This window comes from Candidatus Kryptoniota bacterium, assembly GCA_036567965.1.
Classification (GTDB): domain Bacteria; phylum Bacteroidota; class Ignavibacteria; order Kryptoniales; family JAKASW01; genus JAKASW01.
The window spans coordinates 117,513-143,600 of sequence record DATCTN010000030.1; the positions used below are offsets into that span (position 1 = coordinate 117,513).

Below are 26,088 nucleotides of genomic sequence, written 5' to 3' on the forward strand. Positions count from 1 at the left end.
TGAAACATCTATTGGTTTCGCAAAAAGCCGATTTCTTTGGAAGGGCGCTTTGGCCAGCAGTGACTCGTTCAGGAAGAAATTACTGATGAGGAGATTCGCTATTGGCGCGCCTGGAGGGACTCGAACCCCCAACCCACAGATCCGAAGTCTGTTGCTCTATCCAATTGAGCTACAGGCGCCTACACAAATTTATCGATGATCCATTCGAATTGCAAATTTCACGTTTTTGAGATCTAGTTTATTCTGGTGTGGGCACTACTCCCCATCGGCACCGCGATCTTTTTTGTGGGATTAAAAGCTTACGCTGTTCACTTAACAAAGATTTGCAAATATTTGTATAATGTATTATAATTTCGCCAGATGAAGGACTTCGAGTTCAAGAAGCTTTACTATTCAATCTCTGAGGTTAGTCGCATCACGGGGCTTGAACAACATGTTTTGCGCTATTGGGAATCTCAATTTCCTGAATTGAATCCGGCAAAGAATAGAGCCGGGAATCGGATATACACCAACCGGGACATAAGTCTGATCTTCGAAATCAAGCGTCTCGTCCGTGAAGAGGGTTTCACTATTGAGGGCGCAAAAAAAGTCCTAAGTGCAAGATCCAACGGGACCGCGGAGGAGACTGCTGAGTCCACGGACAGAAAGGATAGAGCTCCCGACTACAAGCAGACATTGATTGAGGTACGGACCTTCTTGGATGAACTCGTTCGAAAACTTTCCAACAGGGACTGACGACAAATCTTTATTCGCAGCTCCAGTCGTGTGGAGATGCTGTCTGATTGTCACTCCACATCGCAATCCAGTTGCAAACGATCGTCTCAGGAAGCGTGATCATTCTCCGGCCGTTGTGGAACGGTTGTTAGATCGTGCGCAATTCATTAAATTGATTTCGAAGTTGAACACCGGAACGTGGCGCAGCCTGGTAGCGTCCCGAAGGGAACCTGCGGTCACTACCTTGGGGTGAAAATCCAAACCAATGAATTACGTAGTCTACATACTGCAGAGCCTGAAAGATGGTCGATATTATATCGGTCATACAGCAGACATGGAGAAACGATTGAGAGCGCACAACTCGGGGAAGGTGAAATCGACCCAGAAGAGAAAGCCACTGAAGTTAGTGTACCGGGAAGAGTATGAAACGAAAGGGGAAGCATTCCGACGAGAGATGTATTTGAAAAGTGCAAAGGGGTATCGGGAGAAGAAGAAAATAGTGGATGAGATTGATAGCGGAGAAGGAATTGTGTAAATTGGAGCTGCAGTTGAACACCGGAACGTGGCGCAGCCCGGTAGCGCACTACCTTGGGGTGGTAGGGGTCGCGGGTTCGAATCCCGCCGTTCCGACAAGCGGACAATATTTAATACGCCTCTTCGGAGGCGTATTTTGTTGTGTTCAAGTCTCTCGTAACTTGTCAAATGTCGGGAGTCGATGAAGAATTGAGAAGGTTGGACCGCCTTCAGGAAATATACGAATCGGAACGTGTGAAGTCATTACGTGCCGACTTTTACCTCTTCGACCCGATAAGTTTTCCAAAAAAGTTCGCCAGAAGAGATGACATTGAGGTCGCCGCCTTTATTGCGGCGATGTTTGCCATCGGTCCTCGCTACGCAATACTCAGATCGCTTGACAGAATCTTCACGCAGCTTGGCGACTCGCCGTCTCAAACTATCAGGTCGTTTGATCTCAACGAGATGCTCTCGGAATTGAAAGGTCATGTGCAGTTCGCTTACAAGAACATCATCGCGAAGGATGTGGTACAAATACTTCTAGCAATGAAGAATATACTCTCTGAATTCGGGACCATCGAGGACGCGCTTCGATCGAATCTGGACGGCGAGCCGGACGCGTCTTTTCACATCCTTACAGGGCTGCTTGAGAAAATGAAGGCGTATCCCGTAGCTTCTTTGCTCGGAGGTGAATTGACCCCGCGCTCACGATCACTTCTCGCAAGCCCGAATCAGGGAAGTGCATGCAAGCGGATGAACATGTTCCTGAGATGGATGACTCGGAGCGACGACATCGACTTCGGGTTTTATTCGTGGCTGGGTACCGATCGGCTCATCATACCGCTTGATGTGAATGTCTCCAGAGCTTCGAGGAAGCTCGGACTGACGAAACGGAAAACGGATAATTGGAAAACTGCCGTAGAAATCACGGACCAATTGAAGCGGCTCGATCCGGCAGACCCGGTTAAGTACGATGTGCCGCTATTCCTTTTCGGAATGGAACTGAGAAAAGGATCGAAATCAGAATGACTAATCTAAAACTTTTGCTCATTCTTTCGATATGTGCGGCAAGTTCCGCATTCGCACAGCCGAAGGTAATGACTCTGAAGGCTGACTCGAACATTTCATATATCGGCGGCTTTGTGGATTTGAACCATGCATACGTGTCAGTTGCCGATTTAGCGAAAGGATTAGGCTTGAGGACTTTCGGTCTGCAATCCACCGGGAAAGTAAGCGTTTATTCGGATTCCGGCAGCGTCCTCCTGACTCCCAATAATAGTTTCATCGTCGTGTCGACAGGCGGTGAATCGAAAACTTATCAGCTCCCCGTGCCGGTCCTTTCTGCAAACGGTAAGCTATATATCGCCGGGAAATATGCAAGTCAGTACTTGTCGGCAATACTTCCGGGTACCCTCGCATTCGACGAGAGTGCCGCCGGTTTCAGCTACTCATCTACGGTTCTTGCCCCGCCGACAATTCTGGGCATTCAGTCAGAAGAAAAGGCCAACGGCGCAGTGATCGAGATTGGAATGAAAGAATTGCCGAAAGCCTATGAGGCAGCAATCGGGCAGGACAATATGCTGTATGTGACTCTTATGCCAGCAAGAGTCGACACTCAAAAGCTGAGTGCGCTTCCGTCGACCCAGGTTTATTCCGGCGTGCTTGCAATCCAGAATCCCAACTCGGTGCAGCTGAGCTTCAAGTTGACCCACAATTATTCCTCGCACCAGATTTACATCGATAGCACGACGAACTCTGTTTCGGTAGCCCTGTATATGCAAGCTGATGTCGAGAAAATATTCTCCGAGGAGCTCAAGCACCGGCTTGAGGAGGAGAAGAAGAACTGGAAGCTGGATGTGATAGTCATTGATCCCGGCCATGGTGGAAAAGATCCGGGTGCGATCGGCATAAGCGGTGTACAGGAAAAGGATGTCACGCTGGCAATTGCGAAGGCTTTAAAGAAGGCCATTAACGTCCGGCTCCCCAAGGTGAAGGTCGTCATGACAAGGGACGACGATGAGTTTGTAGAGCTCGACAAGCGAGGCGAGATCGCAAACGATTCAGGCGGAAAACTGTTCGTCAGCATTCATTGCAACTCCATGCCCCGCAAGCCGAGTTCTCCGAACGGACTGGAGACTTATTTCCTCAGGCCTGGAAAAACCGACGAAGCCATTCGTATTGCAGCACAAGAAAACGCCGCGATCAAGTATGAAAACGATTATGAGAAGAAGTACCAGACTTATGATGCCGACAATATGATCCTCACCACGATGGCACACAGTGCGTATGTGAAATATTCGGAACAGTTCGCTCAATTGATTGAGGACAACGTTTCTTCCGTCGCAAATGTCGCGGATGATGGAGTGAACCAGGCGGGATTTATAGTTTTGATCGGAGCTTCGATGCCCGCAGTGCTTGTCGAGAGCGGATATATATCGAATATTAGGGAGGCGCGATATCTCAAAAGTAAGGCAGGCCAGCAGGCAATAGCTAGGGGAATCTCGAATGCAATCGTCCAGTTCAAGGAGGAGTATGAAAAGAACTTCACGCAAAACTAAATCACGCGGGAAGATCGAAGACATCCAGAATGAAATTAAGGGGTTCCTGAAACGAAACCCTGTCGCCACATTTAAGAAGCGCCAGCTTGCGAAGTTACTCGGATACACCTCTGAACACGAGTACGCAAGGTTCAAGCAAGCCCTGCGCGCCCTCGAGGCTAAAGGGTCGGTGCAGCAATCGGGGAGGCGTAAGCTCGGCTCCGGCGAACAGGTCGACATTCCGCCGGGAAGACTCGTTCTGGACAAAGGCGGCAACATCCTTTTCTATCCTGAAGAATCGACCCTGGGCGAAGAAGTGAAAATGCAATTCGCCGTGACGCCCGGCGGACTGGGCGATGCGAATCCCGGAGACAGAGTTCGAGTCAAGATTGTAGGCGGATCGGGAAAGCTCCTTGTCGTCAGGGTTACGGAAGTCCTCGAACGGGAGGAGCTGCGAGTCGTCGGGACAGTCCAGCAAGTCGGCGGACATTTCAGGCTGGTCACTCGCGACAGGAATTTTCCGTCTGAGATCGATATCCCCAGGAAGAAGCTGAATAACGCGCGAGAGGGAAGTAAAGTCGTCGCGAGACTGATAGTCGACAGGCACGCGGGCTACTCTGCAGAAGTTCTCACTGTGCTCGGTAGAGCCGGAGATCCAAATGTCGAGTTGAACAGCATAGCCGCGCAGTTCAATCTCAGAAAGGATTTCCCGAAAGAAGTCGAGGACGAGTCGGAGAGGATTGCGGACAGAATATCCGAAACAGAACTGGAACACCGGCTCGACTTTAGACATGAGACCGTAATCACGATAGATCCCGAAGACGCTCGCGATTTTGACGACGCGGTCTCGTTGAAAGAAATCTCGGCTGACTTGTTCGAGCTGGGAGTCCACATTGCTGACGTGAGTCATTATGTCAGAGCGGGAAGCGCGCTCGACAATGAGGCGTACAACAGGGGTACCAGCGTGTATCTGACGAACGGCGTAATCCCCATGCTTCCTCACCGTCTTTCAAATAATATTTGCAGCCTGAATCCTGACGTCGACAGACTGACCTACTCGGTCATAATGCAAATTACGCCGGCCGGCAAAGTCACCGAGTACAAATTTGCGAAGTCTGTCATACGGAGTAAGCGGAGGTTCACGTACGAGGAAGTCCAGAAGATAATCGAAAGCGGTCGCGGTGATCACGCAGATATTATTCTGAAGATGAACAGTCTCGCGCACACTCTCACAAAAATTCGGAGCAAAGCCGGGAGTATTGACTTCGATCTTCCGGAGGCAAAATTCGTCTTCGATGAAATGGGGAGGCCGGTCGAGATTATAAAGAAGCAGCGACTCGATAGTCACAGGCTGGTTGAAGAATTTATGCTCCTGGCAAATAAAACGGTCGCGTCACACATCGGCCGTCAGGGTGTGAAAGCCAGACCCTTCATTTACCGGGTGCACGATTTGCCCGATCCCGCGAGGATAAAAGAGCTGGCAGTTTTTGTATCGCACTTTGGATATAAATTGGATTACGACGGGACTGTGAATCAGAAGCAGCTCCAGAAACTGCTTCAGTCGGTCGAAGGAAAACCCGAGGAATATCTGATCAACGACATCATGCTCCGCTCGATGGCGAAGGCAATTTATTCGGAGAAGAACATCGGACATTACGGGTTGGCATTCAAATACTATACGCACTTCACGTCTCCAATCCGGCGCTATCCGGATCTGATCGTTCACCGTCTTCTCCACGCTTATGAGACAGGGGCGCAAATTCCGGATCTTAAATCGACGAAAAAGCTGGTGGCCGAAGTGTCAAGTTCTTCTAGCGACGCGGAAAGACGTGCCGTCGAGGCGGAACGTGAATCGGTGAAGATCAAGCAGACCCAGTACATGATGGGACACATCGGCGACGAATATGAGGGCACAGTGGCCGGCGTAACGAACTTCGGGATGTTCGTCGAAGTGGATGAAGTGCTGGTCGAAGGGTTGGTCCACGTGAGAGAAATGGACGATTACTTCACATTCGTTCAAGGTCAGTTCAAGTTGAAGGGAAGCAGGACGGGAAAAGTTTACCAGCTTGGTGACCGGGTGCGTGTGAGGGTTCTCAGGGTTAACATGGAACGACACGAGATAGATTTCTCGCTTTGCTGAAACCCGTTCATTTGAAGAACGACTTTCGGCAAGTATATTTTGGTTTGAGGAGTTTCAAATGATCGATCCAGCAAGTATGCAAAAGATGCTTTCCGAGATGCAAAAGAATCTCGAGAAGGCGATGAGCGAGTTGGAAGGTATGCAGGTCACCGGTGAATCCGGCGGCGGCATGGTCAAAGTGACGGCAAATGGAAAAAGGGAGGTCCTGAAAATCGACATTGAGCCGGATCTGTTCAAGTCGCAGGACAGGGAGATGTTGGAGGACCTTGTCGCAGCCGCAGTGAACAGCGCACTCGAAAAAGCTGAGAAGCTGGCAACGGAGCACCTGGGTGCGAGCACCGGCGGTCTCCTGTCGATGCTCCCCGGATTCAAGTTCGGCGGGATTTCCTGAATGATATATACCTCCCAGGCTCTCGAGATGTTGATCGGCGAACTGAGCAAACTTCCGGGCATAGGACGAAAGACTGCTCAAAGGCTCGCTCTCCATCTGTTGAAATCCGATAACGAGAGTGCTGACCGGCTGGCAAGCGCGATCGTCGAAGTGAAAAGGAGAATCCGCTACTGCTCCGTATGCTGGAACATCACGGAGAAGGATCCGTGCTCGATTTGCTCCGATCCGTCGCGCGATCATAGCGCGATATGTGTCGTCGAAGACGCCAGTGACGTGCTTGCCGTCGAAAAAACAAATGAGTTTCACGGCGTGTACCATGTCCTGGGCGGCGCGCTGAGCCCGCTGGAAGGCGTCACGCCTGATCAGTTAAAGGTGAAAGAGTTGTTGAGCCGGTTGAATTCGGAAGTGAAGGAAGTGATAATTGCGATGAACCCGGACGTCGAAGGTGAAGCAACAACTATTTATCTTGGAAATCTTTTGAAGCCTCTCGGTGTGAAGGTGACCCGGATCGCACGAGGCATCCCGGTGGGAGGAGACCTCGAGTTTGCGGATGAAGCTACTCTCGTGCGGGCATTGGAGGGACGGATCGTTGTCGAATGACGAGACCGTTACTATTTCTATGGCTTACTTTTATTCCTATTTCAGGGTGCGGAATATTTGAAACGCGACAACCTCAACCGCCACAGCAGGGTCGAACGGATTTTCAGCCGCCAACTGCGCCATCGGTAGTCGTGGATAACATGACCAGCGCCATAGGGGACAAGAATGTGGACAATTATCTCTCCTGTCTTTCGGATACAAGCTTCGGAGGGAGACCTTTTTCTTTCGTCCCGGCTCCCGATGTCTTCAGGCAATATCAGGCCATCTTCGCATCGTGGGACAAGAATTCAGAAGGAGCCTACTTCAGAAGTATTTCGACTCAGTCGTCCGCCACAGCAGCACCAGCTTTGACTCTCTCCTCAGTGACACTCGTGCAGCAGGGAAGCGATTCAGCACAATACAATGCCGATTACGTTCTCATCTGGCCAAGCAAAGTCCCGGGCTACCCGCATCAACAATTTCAAGGAAACCTCCAACTCTATCTTGGAATCGACAGGAATCAGAACTGGTCAATCTACAGGTGGATTGACTCGCGTACCGGAGACAGCTTAACATGGGGGGACATGAAAGCCAGGTTCAGCCAATGAAGTGGTTTGCCGCCTCGGTCCTCTTTTTCCTTTTCGGAAGCTGCGAGAACCCATTCGCTCCGCGACTGGAGACACAGCAGATTGCAACGAACAGCTTTCTTTCCGATCAAAAGACAATCGACGGAGTTTTTCAGAATTTCATTTATGCATACACGTTCAGAGACACGGTGGTCTACTCGCAGCTCATGGCGTCGAGTTTTACGTTTACCTACAGAGACTATGACAATGGAGTCGATGTTGCATGGGGTAGGGACGACGAAATGCGGTCGACGAGCATGATGTTCCAGCTTGTCAATCGTCTGGAGTTGAATTGGAACAACATCTACTCGGAGACCGAGGATTCTTTACAGGCCACTGTGACGAGGGGATTCACATTGACGGTCGCCTTCAACCCTGCAGACATCTCGCAGGTAGACGGTAAGGCATACTTCCAGCTTTCTCGTCCGTCATCCTCTTCGCCATGGCAAATTTCACTTTGGAGGGACGAGTCAAATTTCTGATAACATGAAGAAAATCAAAATAGCTTTTCAGGGAGAGCGGGGCGCATTCAGCGAAATCGCTGCACGGCATTATTTCCCGGCGGGTACGATCGAACTAGTTCCGCACACTACTTTTGTCGACGTTTTTCACGCTGTAGAAAAGAAGAAAGTGAAATATGGAATCGTCCCGGTGGAAAACACACTCAGCGGAGGGATACGGGAAGTTTTCAACCTTCTCGATGTGGAGCCGGTCTATGTCCGCGGCGAGATAAAGCTGAAGATATCGCATTCGCTGCTGGCCAAGAGAACATCGAGGATGTCGGCTATCAGGACGGTTTACTCTCATCCTCAGGCGCTCCTGCAATGCAGGAAGTTTATACGTTCGGCGGGACTCAGGCCCGTAGAGTACTATGACACGGCGGGCGCCGCAAAATATGTGTCGGGCACCAAAGATGAATCGATTGCTGCAATTGCAAGCGAAGCAGCGGCGGAAGACTACAATTTGAAAGTGCTGAAGAGACGCCTGGAGAGCGACGGGAACAATTTCACGAGATTCCTCATAATTTCGAATAGGTATGAGATCCAGAAGGATGCAGACAAGACCACAGTCACGTTCAGCTTACGGAACGCGCCGGGTGCACTCCACAAGCTTCTCAGCGCGTTCGCGATAAGAGACATCGACCTCCTCACGATCGATTCAATCCCGATTCTCGGGAAGCCGTGGGAGTACAAGTTCTACGTTGATTTCAGCGGCAGTATAAATAACGTGGTACAGCAAAGAGCAATCGATCATCTGGAAGAGATGAGCCCTCACGTGAAGATTGTCGGAAGCTACAAATCCGGGAGGACCATTCAGTGAGCAGACTCTGGTTTATTATCAAAGAGGCCTTCAGCGGTCTGGGACGCGCAAAACTGAGCGCTTTCTTCTCCATACTGATGGTGGCACTGTCGTTTACTATGCTCGGAAGCTTCTATCTTACTTCGATCCAGGCCGAGCGCCTGCTCAAATATCTCAAAGGGAAAGTTGAAGTGGAGGCGTTCCTCACCGATTCGCTGACTCAAGACCAGCTTGCCGTTTTGAGATCGCAGATTCTCGGGACGAAAGGAGTTAGTAAAGTCGACTACGTGAGCAAGGCCGACGCGGCGGAGATGTTCAAAAACGAGTTCGGCGAAGATATCAACAATGTTCTCGACTTTAATCCGCTGCCGGCTTCCTTCAGGATTTTTTTGAAGGACCAGTACAAAAATACAACGGACGTCGGTGTTATCGCCGGAAAGATTGAGAAGATGCCGGGGGTCGAAAATGTTAAATACCGTAAAGCGCTTCTCAGCTTGATCGACAAGAGGGTCAGACTTTTCTATGGTATAATGAGCGGTTTCGGAGGAGCACTCGTGCTTCTTTCAATATTCCTTGTCTATAACTCCATGCGGCTCGCGATTTCCCACAAGAAGAGAATAATAGACACGATGAAACTTGTGGGAGCATCGCGCATGTTCGTCCGGCTCCCTTTTCTTTTGGGCGGCATGATACAGGGATTCACCGGCGGCCTGATCGCTGCGGGCGCTATTTACGGAGTTCTCAGCGCGGGTTCCATACTCCTGCGCGAGAGTTATATCAACCAGGTTCTTCCACCTCTGCAGTTCTATCTGGCGGTAATCGGAATCGCGACGCTTCTTGGACTTGTGTCAACTCTGTCAGCGACGCGCAAGTACATCAAGGAGAGTCTCTCTTGATATCAGGTATGAATCGAAAGGTGTGCTCGGCGATCATTGCGCGCAATCGATTGGAGGCGGGTGATGTATAAGTTTGTAATTAACGGCGGAAAAAAGCTGAAGGGCAGCGTCACAATCAGCGGCGCCAAGAATGCATCGCTTGCCTTGATGCCCGCGACATTGCTTGCCCCCGGGAAATATAGAATCTCTAATACGCCCGACCTTCAAGACGTAACTACTATGTCGCAGCTTATGGGCACGCTGGGGGCGAAGGCAACGCTCCAGGGCTCTGTCCAGATGATCGACACGACAAGTGTGAAAAACTTCGAAGCCCCGTACGAGCTGGTCAAGAAGATGCGTGCCTCCATCTACGTGCTCGGACCTCTGCTGGCAAGATACGGTTATGCCAAAGTCTCAATGCCCGGCGGGTGCGCGTGGGGACCGCGGCCTGTCAACCTCCATATCGAAGGAATGGAGAAGCTCGGCGCGAAAATCACCCTCGACAGTGGTTACATCATAGCGCGCGCAAAGAAGCTCAAAGGTACGAGAATCAACTTCGACGTGTCGAGTGTCGGGGCAACGGGAAATGTAATGATGGCGGCCGTGCTGGCGGAAGGGACTACTGTTATTGGTAACGCTGCTCTCGAACCGGAAATTGTGGCACTCGGTCGATTCCTGGTCGGCATGGGAGCACAGATAGACGGTCTGGAAACATCCACGATAACTATCAACGGTGTAAGTGAGCTCCAACCGACAGACTTCGAGAACATTCCCGACAGAATCGAGGCAGCTACATATCTTGTCGCCGGAGCGATGAGTGGCGGAAGTGTGACTATTCGAAATTGTGAATTGTCCCATCTGTCGGCTCTCGTTTCAAAACTCGAATCCGCTGGAGCGGTGATTCAAGTTTCAGGAAATTCCGTTGTGCTCGACGCGCCGGCCAGGATAGCCCCTGTGGATGTGTCGACCGCGCCCTATCCAGGTTTTCCGACAGACATGCAAGCACAGTGGATAGCGCTCATGTCAAGATCGGCCGGCTCGTCCGTCGTTACAGAAACCATATATTTCGATCGGTTCAATCACGTGCCGGAGCTTATCAGGCTCGGGGCGGACATCGAAGTCAAGGAAAATGTTGCGATCGTGAAAGGAGTCAAATCGCTCAAGGGTGCTAAGGTCATGTCGACCGACTTACGCGCAGGCGCGTCGCTGGTACTTGCCGGGCTCGTCGCTGATGGAACAACCGAAGTACTTCGAGTCTACCACATGGACAGGGGCTACGAACGGATCGAAGAGAAACTTAGAGGTCTCGGTGCAGATATCGAACGTGTTCAGAGCGGCGAGTTTTAGCCTGATCTTCGCCGCCGCCATGGCATCGTCCGGCTGCAGCTCGAGCAACGAATCCGTTTTATCCAGATGCTTCTACGACTATGCTACAACTAAATCGAGCTTGCCTGAGTTCTCAGCCAGGTTATTTTGTTCTGCGGACACCGCGGGCGGCAGAGTTGACATCTACGTTAGTGTAAAAGAATCGGGATTGAAATTCTCAAGGGAGGAGAACGAATATTATGCGGCCTACACCTCGGGAATTCACGTGTTCGAAAATCAAAAGTCCGCCGGTGATCAGGAAATCTCAAGAGTCGTGAGATCCGGGTCCTATCCCGGGAGCTCAGACCGGTTCTACGATGCTTTCGTTACATCGGTCCGGCTCAAAGCCGGAGCTTATTCAGTTCAGATCGATGTCTTCGACAGTCTGGCGAGGGAAACTGCGACCAGAACTTATATGCTGAAAGTGCCTGATTACTCTTCGAAAACGGTTTCGCTCAGCGATGTTCTGCTGCTTGCGAGGTTCGATACGACGGGTGGAGCGCACCGCATCACGCCCTTCATTCTCACGAACGCCGGACTTCTCCCCGACACTATAAAGTTCTTTAGTGTGGTCTCAAGCCCGAGACCGGCTTCCGATTCGATCGTTTTTTCCATGTACAGACTTCAAAGCCAGCGAGGGCCGCTCCCATTCAACGGTCTCCAGGCACTGTCCACAATGCCCTCCGCTTACAACCCGTGCGATGCGAGAGAAGACACGATTCTTATCTACCGGTATTGGGTTAACGCAAATCTGCCGAAAGGGAACTCATACCTGTTTGGCACGGTGCCGAAGCCGGCGGAAGGCGAATATCTTCTGAAGGTTGGTGTCGATAGTATAGCAGGCGAAATCGCGGAGACATCGCTCGAGTTTCAGGTGCGAAATCCGAATTTTCCGGACATAACGGATGACCTCAACGAGATGGTGGGCGCAGTGAATTATGTGGCAATGGGATCGGAGATGCAAAAAATTGTAGCGGTCAGAACTGATTCCGCCATCAGGGCAAACCTCTTCGATTTTTGGAAGGTCCACGGCGGTGTCGCCAAGATGACCCAATACTATCGCAGGGTGGAACAGGCTAACCGTTACTTCACGTCCTGTATCGAAGGCTGGCGCACCCCGATGGGAATGTTTTATGTAGTTTGCGGTCCTCCGGATGGAGTTGATTGTCAGGGGGAATGGCAGGAAAGATGGACTTACTCCCAGTCAAACGGCCAGAACGCGCTGATCATTCTCTTCCGGCTGATTAAGGACACCATCAATCCGGAAGACAGACTCTACCGGATTGAAAATGTATATTCCAACTCGGACATGTTGAACTATTACGTGACCCGGTGGCGGAATCCGGATTGAGAATACTTGTAAGTCGTCTCCAATTCATCGGCGATATTATTCTGACTACTCCCGTGCTTGAAGTTCTACGCGAGAGATTTCCAAACTCGCAGATCGATTACCTCGGCGAGAAGCATGCCGTGACGCTCCTGGAGAAGAATCGGGATATCAATGACATAATACAATACGATTTCGACAGGCCTTCCATCCTTGAACAGATCAGAGTGTCATCTCTGTTGCGCGCAAGGAAATACGATGTCGCGATAGATTTATTTGGCAATCCCAGGAGTGCTGTCGTTATTTATCTTTCTGGTGCAACGATGCGGATTGGAGGTTCCTTCGGATGGCGGAAGAATCTTTTCACCCATCCCATCGTGATTACGGAGAGAATCAACGCCGTAAGTTTCCATCTGCGCTACCTGCAGCCGCTCGGCATCAACGAATCGTTCCGTCCGCCGAAGATCACAATTACGGAAGATGAGATACGCTCCGTGCAAGAGTCTCTCGGCAAGATCGGCGGTCGTGTGGTCGGACTTCATATCGGGGCGACATGGCCCGCCAAGGTATGGCCGAGCAGAAGCTTCGCGCGGCTCGCAGAAATGGTTTTTGAGAGACTTGATGCCCGGGTGATCGTGACTTACGGCCCGAAGGATTCCAAATATATTTCCGCTTTTTCTTCGGCTGTAAAAATCCCCTTCACACCCTGGCCTCCGGCACCTCTCAGGCAACTTGCGGCGCTCATCTCCAGCTGCGACGTATTCGTGTCGAACGACGCGGCTCCCATGCATCTTTCTGCGGCAGTTGGGACGCCAACCGTGGGGATTTTCGGACCGGGCGAGCCGGATATCTGGTTTCCTTACAGCGAATCGATAGGGCATAAATCATTTCACAAAAACGTCGAGTGCTGTCACAGGGATTTTTGCTCGCTCAAGGATAAAGAATTCATGAGATGTATGAATGCAGTTCAACCCGAAGAAGTGTTCCATCATATTGAGAGCGTCCTAAGCTCTCGAGGGAGAAACAGAAAATGACGAGAATAGAAGAGAACGTATTGAAGGAGTTCATCGAAGTCGTCAGGCGGCTGAGGAGGGAATGCCCCTGGGACAAAATCCAGACAAATAGATCGATAAGACATTACACGATCGAAGAGGTCTATGAGCTCGCTGAATCGATAGATCGCGAAGACTGGGATGAAGTCAAGGGCGAGCTGGGTGATATCCTATTGAACGTCTTTCTCCATTCACAAATAGCCGAGGACGAAGGGAAGTTCACACTTGCCGACGTCATCACTTCCGAGACACAGAAGATGGTCGAAAGACATCCGCACGTTTTCGGAAATGTGAACGCTGAAACTCCGGATCAGGTTAAGGTGAACTGGGAGCGGATCAAGACCGAGAAAGGCAGGGAATCGATTTTCGACGGTATACCGGTGGCGTTTCCCGCACTTGCGCGCGCGCACAAGATCCAGGACCGTGCTGCCAGGGTTGGATTTGATTGGGGGAAGGCGGAAGAAGTGTGGCCAAAGGTGGAAGAGGAAATGGAGGAACTTCACAGGGCCTCCGCTTCGGGTGACAGCAGGCGAATCGAGGAAGAGTTCGGAGATCTGTTCTTTTCACTTGTCAACTACGCCCGCCATCTCGGAGTTCATCCGGAAAGCGCGCTGAGAATGTCGACCGAGAAATTTCAGAAGCGGTTTCTTTATATCGAAAAGCAGCTCGCGCGAAAGAAGAGATCGCTTCACGATGCCACACTTGAAGAAATGAATACGCTCTGGGAGGAAAGTAAAAAGGAGTTATGATCTTGCAGGGAGCGGAATCTCCATGAACCCGCGTGACGGATTGTCGCTAACGAGATAATCGCAGACTTTTCTTATTGCTTCTTTCTGACCAGGCCAGACCAACAATTGTACCGCTTCGTCTTTCTTAAGCCACCTGAACAGCTTGTGTTCGTTTGAAAGAACTATCTTGTCAGTGACGTCCACCTCGGCCGCAAATACCGGGCTGAGATTCACGGAATCGTTGGTGAAGAAATAGAACGTGTTCGTAAGAGGCGTGTTGTATAATTTTTTCGGGCTGATTCCGCATTCTTCAATCACTTCTCTCATCGCAGCTTCGTAAGCTTTTTCACCTGTTTCTATGCCCCCGCTTACTATCTGCCATAACCCCGGGTATATGCTCTCGTCATCCGACCTTTTGAGCACAAGAAACTCAGCGGGCGAAGTCCTACGGAAGACGACCACTTCGACTATTTCAGATTTGAGAACCGGCATCAGGAGAAAATCCGGTCGATATCGTACTCCGAAAGCTTTCTCCACTGTCCGACCGACACGTCGAGCTGAAGATTACCGATTGCCGACCTGTGTAGTTCGATGACGGTTTTCCCGATTGCTGCAAGCATCTTTCTGACTTGTCTGTTTTTACCTTCGTGTATTTTCAATTTCAAAATTGTTCTTGAGGGCCCTGGCTCCAATATCTCGCATGTATCTGCTCTTACTATGGTCCCGTCATCGATCTGGACGCCGCGCATAAGCTTCACGACATGGTCATCCGTCAACTTTCCCGCAGCCGTCACGACATAAGTCTTTTGTATCAACTTATCGGGCGATGTGATCTTATCCTGGAGCTGACCGTTATTCGTCAGCAGAAGGAGACCCGTTGTGTCGATATCCAACCGTCCAACTGGAAACAAATGCATGTCACCCGGCACAAGATTCAGCACCGTCTTACGGGACAACTCATCATGAGAAGTTGAGATGTACCCCTTCGGCTTGTGAAGCATTACCACTACGGTCACCGGTTTTGAGAGATGGCGATTATCAATTTCGATAACATCCTTATCGACATCCACGCGCCATGATGGAAGCTTCACAACCTTACCGTTCACGCTTACTTTTCCGCTCTTCACGTAAAGAGCAGCGCGGGACCTCGAACAATACCCGAGTTTCGAGAGTGCCCTTGCCAGGGAAATGGTGGCGTCTGTCATGACTCAGCTGCTGCCCGTGCCTTTAGATTGTCTCATCTGTCTGTACACCAGATACACAACACCCGCTATCAGTATGACGACAACAACGGCATCAACAACCTGGCTGTAGCGTCTGATCTCTTCCCAGTGGCTTCTCAATCGGAAGCCGGCATAAGCCAGAAATGAATTCCACATCGCTGCGCCCAGCGTTGTATAAAGTGCGAACTTTGTGATTTTCATTTCACCTGCACCTGCCGGAAGAGAGATCAGATGTCTGACCACCGGGATGAATCTACTCACGAATATCGTCTTGTCTCCGTATTTACCAAAAAATTTCTCAGTCAAATCAAGATGATGCATGTTCAACAGAAAATATTTCCCGAATCGCGATATGAACGGCCTCCCGCCGTACCGGCCGGCGTAGTATGAAAGAAGTGATCCGATAATGCTCCCGAGTGTGCTGTAGAATATGACCTGGTGAAAGGTAAAGTTACCTTCATAGATGAGAAAGCCCGCGAAGGGCATAACAGCTTCGCTCGGAACAGGAGCAACCATACTCTCGAGTGCCATCAGCAAGACAACTCCCGCGTATCCGGATATAGAGATCCACTGAACGATATGGTCGATCAACAACTCAGTCATTATTTTTCCTTAAGGGACTTTCCAATTTAACGAGAACAATCTCGGTAAGGCAAATCCGCCGCGACCGATCTCCGGCAGCCATATTGCGATCGAACGAGTGCGGATGTCCATTTACAGAAACCGGAAAGAGCTGTGGTCGTCGGATGTTCAACGCGGTAGATAGGGAGCGAACCTCTCTTTGAAGCCCCTGAAGTCCTGTTCCATCATGCCGTAAATATTATGATCGAGAAAGACTTCCCTGATTCTTTCATTCTCTTTGAGCACGCCCTCGAGCTTGAAACCTAGCTTGCGAATAACCCGGTTACTCGGCTCATTATCTGTCGCCGCCTGGATATATATCCGGTGAAGCTTCAGATTATCGAACAGGTACGCCATCAAAACCGCAGTCGCTTCCGTCGCGAGATGGTTTCGGGTCCGGTTCTTTGCTATCCAATAGCCGATGCTCGTCCGCTGGTTCAACCAGTCGATCTGGTGAGTGCTGATTATTCCCGACATCTCGCCGTCTTTGATTATACTGAGGTGAATCGCAGCCCTCATCTGCATTTCGTAAATCCACTGCTCGACAATATGTCTCTCGTCGTCAACGGAGCGGACATAATCAACCCAGGGAAGCCACTTCGTGAGATGTTCTCTTGAACCGTCGATGAGATTGAAAAGCGCCTCCGCTTCTTCGAGTTCGATTGATTTTAGCACGACTCTTGATCCGCGGAGTGTAAGTGAGTTGAAATCGTCCATGGCCTGAATAAGATAGAGGCTGGCGGGTAATGAGACAAGACTCAAGCTGGAACATCGGCCGGATATCCGCCGGTCATTCCTGAATTGCCAGGTCGAAATATTTTTGAGCCGGGAATCTCAGGTTGGCTTTGAACTCTGCTGCTTCAGGTTCTATATTTGTCTAAGGTCTCATGGTAAACAGACTCTATTGCATGCGGAGAGCGCCCGGTAACGAGAAAACCCTCAGGAATGACCTATTCAAGTAGAGTAACTTCCAGATCGTGCGCCCAGTCGTTCCGGAATCGAAGGAACCCAACCTAAGGGAGGCGGCAGTATGCTATACCAATATGTTTCGATAGGTTATGCGGCGACAAATCTCCTGCTCGCTCTGATCATATATTTCAGAGCCACCCGAAGTCTGATTGTGAAGTTCTATCTCTTTCTGGTCGGCAGTCTTGTCATATTCGGTGGGTGTGGATTTCTCTCCGCGTTCCATCTGGGGAATCCGTGGACTCCCGTGATCAGCTCGGTCGCAGCATTTCTGTTTGCCCTATTCCCGTTTTTCTTTCTGCACTTTATGATCATAATGGTCCGCCGCGAGGAACTTCTCCAGTCACCTCTGACGGTGGCCTTCGTCTACTTTGCGGGACTCTTCAGTTATACATTCGAACTGTTGGGGCTCATACCTAAGCCCACAATCGCCGGAACGGGTTTTTCCGTGATCGGATACGTCTTTCTAATCACCTGGATGTCGGTCGTGTTCAGCATCGGGATAGCATTGCTCTTCACGTTCCTGAAAGGCTTTTCCGACAAGGGAATGAAATCGAATCTTCTGATTGCCGGATTCGCGCTGCTTCTGCTTCTTCTCCCCGGCCCTTTTACAGAATCCATATTCTTCGCGTTCTTTCCGAAGAGTATGGAGCTATACATTTTTACGTCGCTCCTATCTCTGGTGATCGCGCTCTATTTCGTCTTTCGCCACAAGATCATAGTGAACACGCTTTACGACGCCATGAAGTCCGCGTTGACTTTCATGAGCGACATACTCTTCAGGATGGACGAGGAACTGAATATCCAATTTGTTCGCGGCGCAGCCGCGGCTACTCTGGGTTACGAGGAAAACGAGATGGTCGGCCTGAATCTGTTTGACTTAATTCAGCAGGCGGAGCCGGTCCGTTCTTACAAGGAAAAAGCACTGAAGGGCAAAGAAGATGAAATGGTGGTTGACGTCGATTTCGTTTCCAAAACCGGTCAGCCGGTCCCTATCAATCTTTCACTCACGGTCGTTATTGAGACCGGCCAGGTCGTCGGCTTTGTCGGAGTGGGAAGGGACATCACCGAGCGGCGGAGATCCGAGATGTTGCAGGCCGCACTTTACCGCCTCGCCGAAATTACTCGTGTCACCGAAAACCTGAGTGAGTTCTGCAAAGCGATTCACGAAGTCATACAACCTCTGATACCGTCGAAGAGTTTTTACATAGCGCTGCGCGACAACATACTTAACACGCTTGAATGTCCTTACTACGTCAACGAGATCTACAGTTCACCCGACAGCCAGCCCGGTCTTTTCGCTTTCAATGAGCAGGTCATGCTTAGCGGCGGTCCATCTATCATGACCATTAATGAAACTCGCCAGCTCGGCGAAAACATGCTTGCGTCAGCCGAGAGGAAGATACCCACCGATTGGCTGGGTGTGCCTCTCAAAACCGCCTCAGGAACGATCGGCGTGCTTGGAGTTCAGAACTTCTCAACTTCGGTAAGGTTCGGCGATCCGGAGAAGAATCTTCTTTCACTTCTGTCTGGTCAGGTCGCTACCGCAATCGAACGCAAACAAACCGATGAGAAGATTCGAGAACAAGCGGCCCTCCTCAATAAATCGCAAGATGCTATTACTGTCGAGACACTCGACGGGAAAATAACCTTTTGGAACGAAGGAGCGGAACGCATTTTCGGTTGGAGCAGCGAGGAAGTTATCGGAAAGAAGTTCGAAAATCTATTCGGGGACAAAATGGCCGCCGATATTCAACAGGCGCGTGACAGAGCAATTAACGAAGGTGAATGGGCCGGCGAGGTTATCCGTTCAAATCGATCGGGCGACGAGATCGTCCTTGATTGCCGCTGGAAACTCCTCTCCGACAGCGACGGCAGACGGAAATCAATAATGAGAGTATGCACGGACGTCACTGAACGAAAGAAGCTTGAGTCGCAGTTCATGAGGGCACAGCGGCTTGAAAGCATCGGCACCCTTGCCGGTGGTATCGCGCATGATTTGAATAATGTTCTGTCACCCATAATGATGTCGGTGCGCGCGCTGAAAAGAAGAGTGAGCGACGAGCAGAGCGAAAAAATACTTGCCGCAATCGAATCGAGCGCCAAGCGCGGCGCAGGCATGGTACGCCAGGTACTCATGTTTGGAAGAGGCGCCAAAGGCGAACGCGTCATCCTCCAGCCGAGGCACGTGATCCGCGAAGTCATGAGTATCGCCTCAGAAACATTCCCTAAGTTGATAAAGGTCGAACACGATGTCCCGAAGGATCTCTGGACTATTTCCGGTGACGCGACCCAGCTGCACCAGGTGCTGCTTAACCTGAGTGTTAATGCGAGAGATGCAATGCCGGACGGAGGAATTCTTACTTTCACGGCGCAAAATGTCACTCTCGCAGATGATTACGCGAGGATCAACATCGACGCGAAGCCGGGAAAGTATGTGGTTCTCTCCGTGTCGGACACAGGCGTGGGAATTCCACCCGGGCTTCAGGTCAAGATCTTTGAGCCATTCTTCACCACGAAAGAGATCGGAAAGGGGACCGGATTAGGTCTGTCAACGGTGCTTGCACTGGTCAAAAGCCACGGCGGGTTCATCAATGTCTACAGTGAACCCGGCAGAGGGACGACGTTCAAAGTCTACCTTCCTGCAACCGAACTTGCGGAGGCCGCTGCGGGTGTGGAGGCCGATCTCGACCAGTATGTCGGACATGGTGAAGTTATTCTCGTCGTGGATGATGAATCGTCAATCAGAGAAATTGCCAGGGCGACGCTGGAAGCGTACGGCTATCAGGTCCTTGTCGCCGGTGATGGCGCCGAGGCGATCGCTGTCTTTGTCAAGAACATGGACAATGTCCGGACGATAATCATAGACAACATGATGCCGGTGCTCGACGGGAAATCGGCCGTCGCAGCGTTGAGGAGGATAGAAACCGGTGTGAAGATTATCGCGACAAGCGGATTGCAGGAAGAGGTGCTGGGCGCGTTCTCCGAACAGATCGACGCTTTCATAAATAAACCGTTCACCGGTGAAAAACTGCTGAAGACTGTGTATGAAGTTATGAACGAACCTGAGTGAAAACTTCTTGAGACATCGCTAGAGTATCCCCAACGTCCCGTGTGCGGTGCTCCGTACACGGGATTTGTGTGATTGCTCTTATGTGAAGGCGGGCTTAAATTAGGTGGAAATGGAGATTCCTGTTGAGTGGATTCACTTCTGAAAGACTGAAAGGCATATTCGGCGGTTTTCAGGGTAAGCGAGTCGCTGTAATCGGAGACCTGATGCTTGATAAATATGTCTGGGGTGTGGTCTCGAGGATTTCCCCTGAGGCACCCGTACCCGTTCTTGAAGTTGAAAGCGAATCTGCAAAGCTGGGCGGTGCTGCTAACGTCGCAAACAATATCAGGTCTCTTGGCGCTGACGCGTACCTGATCGGGGTCGTGGGTGACGATTCTTCCGGAAGAAAACTTCGCGAACTGGTTCGCGAGATGGGACTCTCTGACGCAGGTATCCTCAACGACGGTGACAGACCCACCACTGTCAAGACCCGCGTTATCGCCCATGGCCAACATGTCGTCAGGATGGATTATGAATTAAGACGCGAAATTGGGAGGAGCATGGTGGCACAGTTCGTGAGTTTGCTGGAATCAATGTCCGACCGAATTGACGCTATTCTTCTGGAGGATTATAACAAAGGCATGCTGACTGCAGAACTTCTCTCCGCCGCGATAAAATTCGGCCGAAAGAATGGAAAGGTCGTCAGCGTGGATCCGAAACAGAATAACTTTTTTGAATACAAAGGCGTTACTGTTTTTAAACCAAACCGTAAGGAAGCCGAAAATGCTCTTGGCTGCCACATCAGCTCGGATGAACAAGCGGTGGACGCTGCGAAGGAGTTGATGTCACGGCTTGACTGCGAGAATGTCCTCCTGACTCGCGGCGAGAAGGGGATGACTCTTGTTGAAAAGAACGGTGAATTCGTCCATCTCCCGACGAAAGCGAGGGAAGTCGCTGACGTTTCAGGTGCTGGTGACACAGTTATCTCGACGCTGACCGTCGCGCTGATAGGCGGTGCGAACATCAAAGAAGCCGCCGTCATAGCCAACCACGCGGGCGGAATAGTCTGCGGAGAGGTTGGAATAGCCCCCGTGGACCGAATTAAATTGTTCAATGAAGTCCTGGACGACTCACGCGCATTGGAGCCGGGATGAACAGAGTATTCTCTCGGGACGAAGTTTCAGCTGCAGTCGATCGACACCATGCCGCGGGAAAGAAAGTTGTCTTTACAAACGGCGTGTTCGACATTCTTCATAAGGGACATGTCGAATACTTGAATCGCGCGAAGGAGCTCGGTGATTTCTTGGTAGTGGGCGTCAATTCCGATGCGAGCGTGAAGAGAATCAAAGGAGATAAAAGACCGGTTGTCGGCCAGGACGACAGGGCATTCGTAGTATCGAATCTGAGGTCTGTCGACTACGTTTGTATTTTCGATGAAGACACTCCCTATGAAACGATCAAGTTGGTGAAGCCGGATGTGCTCGTCAAAGGCGCCGACTGGAAGATGGAGGATGTGGTGGGCCGCGATTTGGTAGAAGCCCGCGGGGGCAAAGTCGTCACCATCCAGTTTGTCGACGGGAGGTCGACCACCAGTATCATTAGAAAGATTCTCGAAGTAATGTAGTCTGCATGGGCAGATGCCGAACATGCGCAGACGAATATTATTTTCGATTCTCGTTTTTCTGATTCTCTTTCCTCTTCTCGTTTTCATCGTGTCATTCACACCGTTTTTCAATAACCAGGTGCGTTCCATCCTGATTTCTCTCGTCAACCGCGGAACCAACGCTTCTCTTTACCTGGGCGAAATACACGGGAGCATTCTGGGTTCATTCAGTATCGATGGCGCCGCCCTGATGTACGGGAACGAACCAATAGCACTTGTGGATACAATCAAGGTCTCCCATTTCCCCCTCTCGCTGGTTGCAAAGACGGTTGATGCAATTCACGTTGAGCTGGTTCATCCACGGTTTCACCTGACGAAATTCAAAGACGGTTCACTGAACGTCGACCACATCTCAAAAAGTCGTTCGACTTCGGGCGGGCAATTTGACTGGACGATAGTCTTAAAGTCGCTCACCCTGAGAAACGGCCAGTTCTCGTACTACGATTCAACGGTGGCGCCGAATGATGAAATTGATCCTCAGGCTCACGACCGGAAATCGGGTCCGTTCTTTGACCCGGCACATTTCACTGCATCGAAGATTTTTATGTCGGCAGATGCGAACATAAATGGAAGGAATCTTACCGTTAACATCGTGGACCTCTCCCTGAAGGTGGATCCGGCTGATTTCGTCGTGGATTCTCTTCGCTTCGGTTTCTTCACTTCACCGGGAGGGACAGAAGTTTCGGGGCTCGTGTTGAAATCCGGCTCGACTTCCGTTCGCGCCGATGTCACACTTATGGAACAGTCACTCCTGGATCCCATTGGCGTCGAGTCATTTAAGACTAAACAATTATCGGCCAGTCTGGACGCCAAGAAAGTCAGATTGGGGGATGTCGAAAAGTTCATTCACCTTCCCCTTGACCCCCCGTCAACAGCGAATTTGTCTTTTTACGTCAGCGGCAGTCTCGATACGCTCAACGTAAAGCAGTTCCTCCTCTCCACTGACAGTTCTCGAGTGCCGCTTAACGCAGACTTCTTTAACCTGGTCGACACATCGTTCTCCGCGAAAATTCAGACGCGTAACGCTTCCGTCAACGTTGGAGAGATACATTCTTTGTTGAGAAGTGCCGGATTCCCGGACATGAAGATGCTGAAACAGATTCTTGTGAGCGCCGATGTATCGACTAACTCGAAAGTGATGAAAGCTCGGATCTCGCTGGATGCAGGTACTTCTGAAGTAGTGGGAAATGCAACGCTGCAGGACGGGAATTACGATGGGGACCTGCGTTTCTCCGGCATCAATCTGGCAAACATCCTGAATCAAGCTGGTGCACAGAGTAGACTGGATGGGGAAGCCACCTTCGATTTGCAATCCGGCGGCTCAGGGATTCCTCACGGCAAATTCGCAATCACGTGCGACTCGTCGGAGTACGATGACACTTTTGTCCGGAAATCTTCGATAAACGTTTCTTCACTCGGTGACAGCGTGAAGGTCAGGCTGAATCTTCTTTCTTCAAACGGCAACATTGATGGTGACGCATTGTTGAACACGAGGACAGAGAGCTATGACGGCAAATTTGCGTTCAGCGAGCTGAACGTCGCACCGTTTGCGCGCCAGTCTCAGCCCGTTAGCAACCTTACTGGCACTCTAGAAATTTCCGGAGACGGGCTGTCTCTGGACTCGTCTCAGACGCGGGTCTATTTGCTGACAGAAAATTCAGTTATCGGAAACCTCGCGCTTAATGACGCTGCCTTTACGCTTTCGCTGAACACTGAGAAGCCGATCAAGACATTTCAACTAAGGTCTCCTTTTGTTGATGCGGACATTTCAGGAGACTTCGTCCCACTGCAGCTGCCGTCACAACTGTCGAACATATTTTCGAGGTTGGCAGACAGTCTCTCCGGCCGCCTGCTCGCAAAGCATGACAGCACGACAGAAGAATTGAGCGACATTAAGAGTGTTTCGGCCTCGGTCGATTTGAAAGTAAAAGACGCGCGTCTCATTAATCAATTTCTTCCGCATGCGCAGGTCTCCGGCAACCCATCCGTCCATCTCATGCTTGCTTATGGACCACAGACTTTCTTTCTAAGCGGCTCTGCATCTGCTGACTCGCTATTTTATTCACAGGATTCAACTACCGTCAACGGGACCGGGCTCGGCATTCAGTTCGACATGAAGACTGACGATCGCTTTTCCGTGTGGGACCATGGACGATGGACTATTGACGGCAACATCCAAGCTCTCCGGATAAATCAGACAGAGCTTGCTGCGAAGATCATCAAGGCGAGCTATACCTCCGGTGATTCTACCGGTAGTGATGGTCTCAATTTTACTCTGCTCGGAAGAGTCGAACCTCTTGTCGATTTTTACGTCGACGGTTCAGGCCGTGTCGCAGGCGACAGCATTTCGATCACAACGAGGAGTCTCCTCGGCAAGTTATACGGCTTTTCGCTTGTTACACACGACCCTGTGCAAGTAACATATCTGCCTGAAACTTTCCACATACATCCCCTGACATTCTGGACTGACGTGGAGGGGGCTCAGCACGGAAACGATACAAGGTTGACCTTGGCGGGTGAATACTCTTTCGACAGTGGTGCCGACCTGCATATCAGGTTTTACGACATCGGTCTTCGTCCGCTTCAACGCCTGGCGCGACTCGATACCACTTCACTGGCTTTGGGGGGAAGCTTGAGCGGCAGCGCGGATATCACAGAGTCCCAGAAGGGAATAAATATCTCATCTGATTTTACGGGCGACGGCGTCGTTTACAACGGAACGAAAGCAAAAACTTTTGGCGGCAGCTTTGCGCTTGAGGGCGACGAGATGTCTCTTAATGCCCAATTGTCGAAGGAAGCCGACTCTTCTAGAGACGCGTTAAAAGTCCAAGGCGTAATTCCCCTCAGCGCAAAATCGGAATCCGGTCTCCAGTTGAGTTTTACTGCGGACTCGCTCAATATTTCATTCCTGGCTCCGTTCCTTTCCGGTGTTCAGGACTTCCGCGGGTTCGTAAGCGGCGACCTTGCGCTCGGCGGAAATTATAGGTCACCCACATTTCAAGGAACGATGCAAATAAACAATGGAAAGATAAGGCTAGCCGCAAACGATATAAATTATGAATTCGACGGCAGCCTTGAAGGGAACGGAGACAGAATCCTTTTAAAGCCTGTGACTCTCAGAAACCTCCCATCGGAAGGGGGGGAAACGATGGTCGCAAATGGGTTCCTCAGAATTGCCGACAACACTATAAAGGAATTAAGCGTGGATTTGAGCGGCTCACTTCTCGTTCTTAACAATGCGGCTCAGAACATCACGAGCGGTATTTCCGGCGTTGCTGTTGTGGGATCAGGTTCGAGAGGGCTGCAACTCGGAGGAAGCCTGGCAAAACTGAGACTCGAGGGGACAATGAATATCCAGAGCGCTGATTTGAAACTTGTCGGCATCCAGAAAACTGAAGGCGCTTACGTGCAGGAAATAGTCTACCATTTTCCCGCCTTCCCATCGGAACAAAAATCTGCTTCAAAAGTCCAACAGCCTCAGGCTGATGTCACCTCAACTTCCAGCAGCGTGCTGGACAGCTTGAGGTACGACCTCGAGATCGAGACAAAGGACAATGTCAGCCTGAGATTGATTTTCAACTCAACGACCAACGAGGAACTGTACGCCGTTCTCGGTGGCAGATTGCATCTATCCAATTCTACGGGGGCCATGGTACTAAACGGTGAGGTCAGCGTGCAGACCAACTCGTATTATACCTTCTACAAGCAATTCGCAGCGACGGGAAAATTGAGTTTCACCGGTGACCCACTTAACCCGTCTCTTGACATAACCGCACAGTACCAGGGTGAACACGCCGACACTTCGGCTACCCATGCACCGGAGACCGTGGTGGTTCTTCTGAAGATCACGGGTACATTCAACTCTCCGAGCGTCGCCATCTCGATGACAGTGGGTAATAATCCGTACGTGGGCGATGCGCAGACCAATGCCATTTCTTTCATCGTGTTCGGTCAATTCGAGGACGAATTGACATCAACCACGAGGCGGAGCGCTGCGGACAACCTGATGAGCCAGGCGGGTGCAGGCATGTTAACGGCCGGAACTTCGGTACTCTCGGGCGTGCTCACCAGTCTGCTCGGTAAGGAATTGAAGTTCATTCAGAGCGTGAGTCTGCGCTATCCCAGCGTCTCTAACGTCGCAGATCCTGATCTTTCCATAACGGGGAAGATAGGACCGGCAATCATAAGGCTCGGCGGTCAGGTCTTCAGCGACATCAACAATACGGATGTGAGCGTCGACTACCCGCTCACTGAACTCCTGGGCAACAAAATATACATTGAAGCTTCAAGAAAAGTGTCGCTTAACAACCGTTCGTACTACCAGCGGGAAACGATCAATATGCTGAAGGTTTTTTACCAGCTTAGTTTCTGAAGACCGCGGATTTGTGGGGGAACTGATGGAGCGGCGGAGGACTGT

At 50.8% G+C, this 26,088-nt stretch carries 23 protein-coding genes and 2 tRNA genes; 20 read left to right on the forward strand and 5 right to left on the reverse strand.

Going from position 1 to position 26,088, the window contains the following annotated elements; all coding sequences use genetic code 11:
* Positions 1 to 102: 102 nt before the first annotated feature.
* Positions 103 to 179 (reverse strand) — tRNA-Arg (locus VIS48_14150).
* A 181-nt stretch (positions 180 to 360) separates the two neighbouring features.
* Here VIS48_14150 and VIS48_14155 point away from each other — a divergent pair.
* The 16 genes from VIS48_14155 (at position 361) to mazG (ending at position 14,167) form a co-directional block, all read left to right on the forward strand.
* Positions 361 to 735, forward strand: a complete 375-nt coding sequence (locus tag VIS48_14155; GenBank protein HEY9167294.1) for a MerR family transcriptional regulator — start codon at positions 361 to 363, stop codon at positions 733 to 735.
* A gap of 244 nt (positions 736 to 979) precedes the next feature.
* Positions 980 to 1,249, forward strand: a complete 270-nt coding sequence (locus tag VIS48_14160) for a GIY-YIG nuclease family protein (protein ID HEY9167295.1) — start codon at positions 980 to 982, stop codon at positions 1,247 to 1,249.
* Positions 1,250 to 1,270: 21 nt separating this feature from the next.
* A tRNA-Pro gene (locus VIS48_14165) sits at positions 1,271 to 1,344 on the forward strand.
* 45 nt (positions 1,345 to 1,389) lie between these two features.
* Entirely contained in the window at positions 1,390 to 2,256 is an 867-nt protein-coding gene (locus VIS48_14170; GenBank protein HEY9167296.1) for a TIGR02757 family protein, read from the forward strand.
* Positions 2,253 to 3,785 carry an N-acetylmuramoyl-L-alanine amidase gene (locus VIS48_14175; GenBank protein ID HEY9167297.1) on the forward strand — a complete coding sequence of 511 codons (1,533 nt, stop codon included), beginning with the start codon at positions 2,253 to 2,255 and terminating at the stop codon, positions 3,783 to 3,785. The genes VIS48_14170 and VIS48_14175 overlap by 4 nt, the downstream gene beginning before the upstream one ends.
* Positions 3,760 to 5,904 carry a ribonuclease R gene (rnr, locus tag VIS48_14180; protein ID HEY9167298.1) on the forward strand — a complete coding sequence of 715 codons (2,145 nt, stop codon included), beginning with the start codon at positions 3,760 to 3,762 and terminating at the stop codon, positions 5,902 to 5,904. Before VIS48_14175 ends, rnr begins: the two co-directional genes overlap by 26 nt.
* 58 nt (positions 5,905 to 5,962) lie before the next feature.
* Positions 5,963 to 6,295 carry a YbaB/EbfC family nucleoid-associated protein gene (locus tag VIS48_14185; GenBank protein ID HEY9167299.1) on the forward strand — a complete coding sequence of 111 codons (333 nt, stop codon included), beginning with the start codon at positions 5,963 to 5,965 and terminating at the stop codon, positions 6,293 to 6,295.
* Positions 6,296 to 6,895: a recombination mediator RecR gene (recR, locus tag VIS48_14190; protein ID HEY9167300.1), complete on the forward strand. Its 600-nt coding sequence runs from the start codon at positions 6,296 to 6,298 to the stop codon at positions 6,893 to 6,895.
* On the forward strand, positions 6,892 to 7,482 hold the full coding sequence (locus VIS48_14195) for a hypothetical protein (protein HEY9167301.1): 591 nt from the start codon (positions 6,892 to 6,894) through the stop codon (positions 7,480 to 7,482). The genes recR and VIS48_14195 overlap by 4 nt, the downstream gene beginning before the upstream one ends.
* Entirely contained in the window at positions 7,449 to 7,982 is a 534-nt protein-coding gene (locus tag VIS48_14200) for a hypothetical protein (GenBank protein ID HEY9167302.1), read from the forward strand. Before VIS48_14195 ends, VIS48_14200 begins: the two co-directional genes overlap by 34 nt.
* Before the next feature lie 4 nt (positions 7,983 to 7,986).
* Positions 7,987 to 8,820: a prephenate dehydratase gene (pheA, locus tag VIS48_14205; protein HEY9167303.1), complete on the forward strand. Its 834-nt coding sequence runs from the start codon at positions 7,987 to 7,989 to the stop codon at positions 8,818 to 8,820.
* Positions 8,817 to 9,695 (forward strand): permease-like cell division protein FtsX, encoded by an 879-nt coding sequence (locus VIS48_14210; GenBank protein ID HEY9167304.1) that lies wholly within the window; start codon positions 8,817 to 8,819, stop codon positions 9,693 to 9,695. Before pheA ends, VIS48_14210 begins: the two co-directional genes overlap by 4 nt.
* 63 nt (positions 9,696 to 9,758) lie before the next feature.
* Positions 9,759 to 11,021 carry a UDP-N-acetylglucosamine 1-carboxyvinyltransferase gene (gene murA / locus VIS48_14215; protein HEY9167305.1) on the forward strand — a complete coding sequence of 421 codons (1,263 nt, stop codon included), beginning with the start codon at positions 9,759 to 9,761 and terminating at the stop codon, positions 11,019 to 11,021.
* Positions 10,984 to 12,390: a GWxTD domain-containing protein gene (locus tag VIS48_14220; GenBank protein ID HEY9167306.1), complete on the forward strand. Its 1,407-nt coding sequence runs from the start codon at positions 10,984 to 10,986 to the stop codon at positions 12,388 to 12,390. Before murA ends, VIS48_14220 begins: the two co-directional genes overlap by 38 nt.
* Positions 12,387 to 13,400 (forward strand): glycosyltransferase family 9 protein, encoded by a 1,014-nt coding sequence (locus VIS48_14225; GenBank protein HEY9167307.1) that lies wholly within the window; start codon positions 12,387 to 12,389, stop codon positions 13,398 to 13,400. Before VIS48_14220 ends, VIS48_14225 begins: the two co-directional genes overlap by 4 nt.
* Complete coding sequence (gene mazG / locus VIS48_14230) at positions 13,397 to 14,167, forward strand: nucleoside triphosphate pyrophosphohydrolase (GenBank protein HEY9167308.1); 771 nt, start codon at positions 13,397 to 13,399, stop codon at positions 14,165 to 14,167. The genes VIS48_14225 and mazG overlap by 4 nt, the downstream gene beginning before the upstream one ends.
* On the opposite strand, the gene VIS48_14235 is transcribed toward mazG, so the two are convergent.
* The 4 genes from VIS48_14235 to VIS48_14250 all read right to left on the reverse strand — a co-directional run bounded on the left by VIS48_14235 (position 14,162) and on the right by VIS48_14250 (position 16,665).
* Positions 14,162 to 14,638 carry an NUDIX pyrophosphatase gene (locus tag VIS48_14235; protein ID HEY9167309.1) on the reverse strand — a complete coding sequence of 159 codons (477 nt, stop codon included), beginning with the start codon at positions 14,636 to 14,638 and terminating at the stop codon, positions 14,162 to 14,164. The genes mazG and VIS48_14235 overlap by 6 nt on opposite strands.
* Positions 14,638 to 15,351 carry a pseudouridine synthase gene (locus tag VIS48_14240; GenBank protein ID HEY9167310.1) on the reverse strand — a complete coding sequence of 238 codons (714 nt, stop codon included), beginning with the start codon at positions 15,349 to 15,351 and terminating at the stop codon, positions 14,638 to 14,640. Before VIS48_14240 ends, VIS48_14235 begins: the two co-directional genes overlap by 1 nt.
* 3 nt (positions 15,352 to 15,354) lie before the next feature.
* Complete coding sequence (locus tag VIS48_14245; protein ID HEY9167311.1) at positions 15,355 to 15,972, reverse strand: DedA family protein; 618 nt, start codon at positions 15,970 to 15,972, stop codon at positions 15,355 to 15,357.
* Positions 15,973 to 16,119: 147 nt separating this feature from the next.
* On the reverse strand, positions 16,120 to 16,665 hold the full coding sequence (locus tag VIS48_14250; protein ID HEY9167312.1) for a GNAT family protein: 546 nt from the start codon (positions 16,663 to 16,665) through the stop codon (positions 16,120 to 16,122).
* A gap of 355 nt (positions 16,666 to 17,020) precedes the next feature.
* Here VIS48_14250 and VIS48_14255 point away from each other — a divergent pair, with 355 nt between their 5' ends.
* The 4 genes from VIS48_14255 (at position 17,021) to VIS48_14270 (ending at position 26,043) form a co-directional block, all read left to right on the forward strand.
* Positions 17,021 to 20,029 carry a PAS domain S-box protein gene (locus VIS48_14255; protein HEY9167313.1) on the forward strand — a complete coding sequence of 1,003 codons (3,009 nt, stop codon included), beginning with the start codon at positions 17,021 to 17,023 and terminating at the stop codon, positions 20,027 to 20,029.
* Positions 20,030 to 20,151: 122 nt separating this feature from the next.
* On the forward strand, positions 20,152 to 21,162 hold the full coding sequence (gene rfaE1, locus VIS48_14260; protein HEY9167314.1) for a D-glycero-beta-D-manno-heptose-7-phosphate kinase: 1,011 nt from the start codon (positions 20,152 to 20,154) through the stop codon (positions 21,160 to 21,162).
* Positions 21,159 to 21,632 (forward strand): D-glycero-beta-D-manno-heptose 1-phosphate adenylyltransferase, encoded by a 474-nt coding sequence (gene rfaE2, locus VIS48_14265; GenBank protein ID HEY9167315.1) that lies wholly within the window; start codon positions 21,159 to 21,161, stop codon positions 21,630 to 21,632. Before rfaE1 ends, rfaE2 begins: the two co-directional genes overlap by 4 nt.
* 22 nt (positions 21,633 to 21,654) lie before the next feature.
* Entirely contained in the window at positions 21,655 to 26,043 is a 4,389-nt protein-coding gene (locus VIS48_14270; GenBank protein HEY9167316.1) for a hypothetical protein, read from the forward strand.
* Positions 26,044 to 26,088 lie beyond the last annotated feature (45 nt).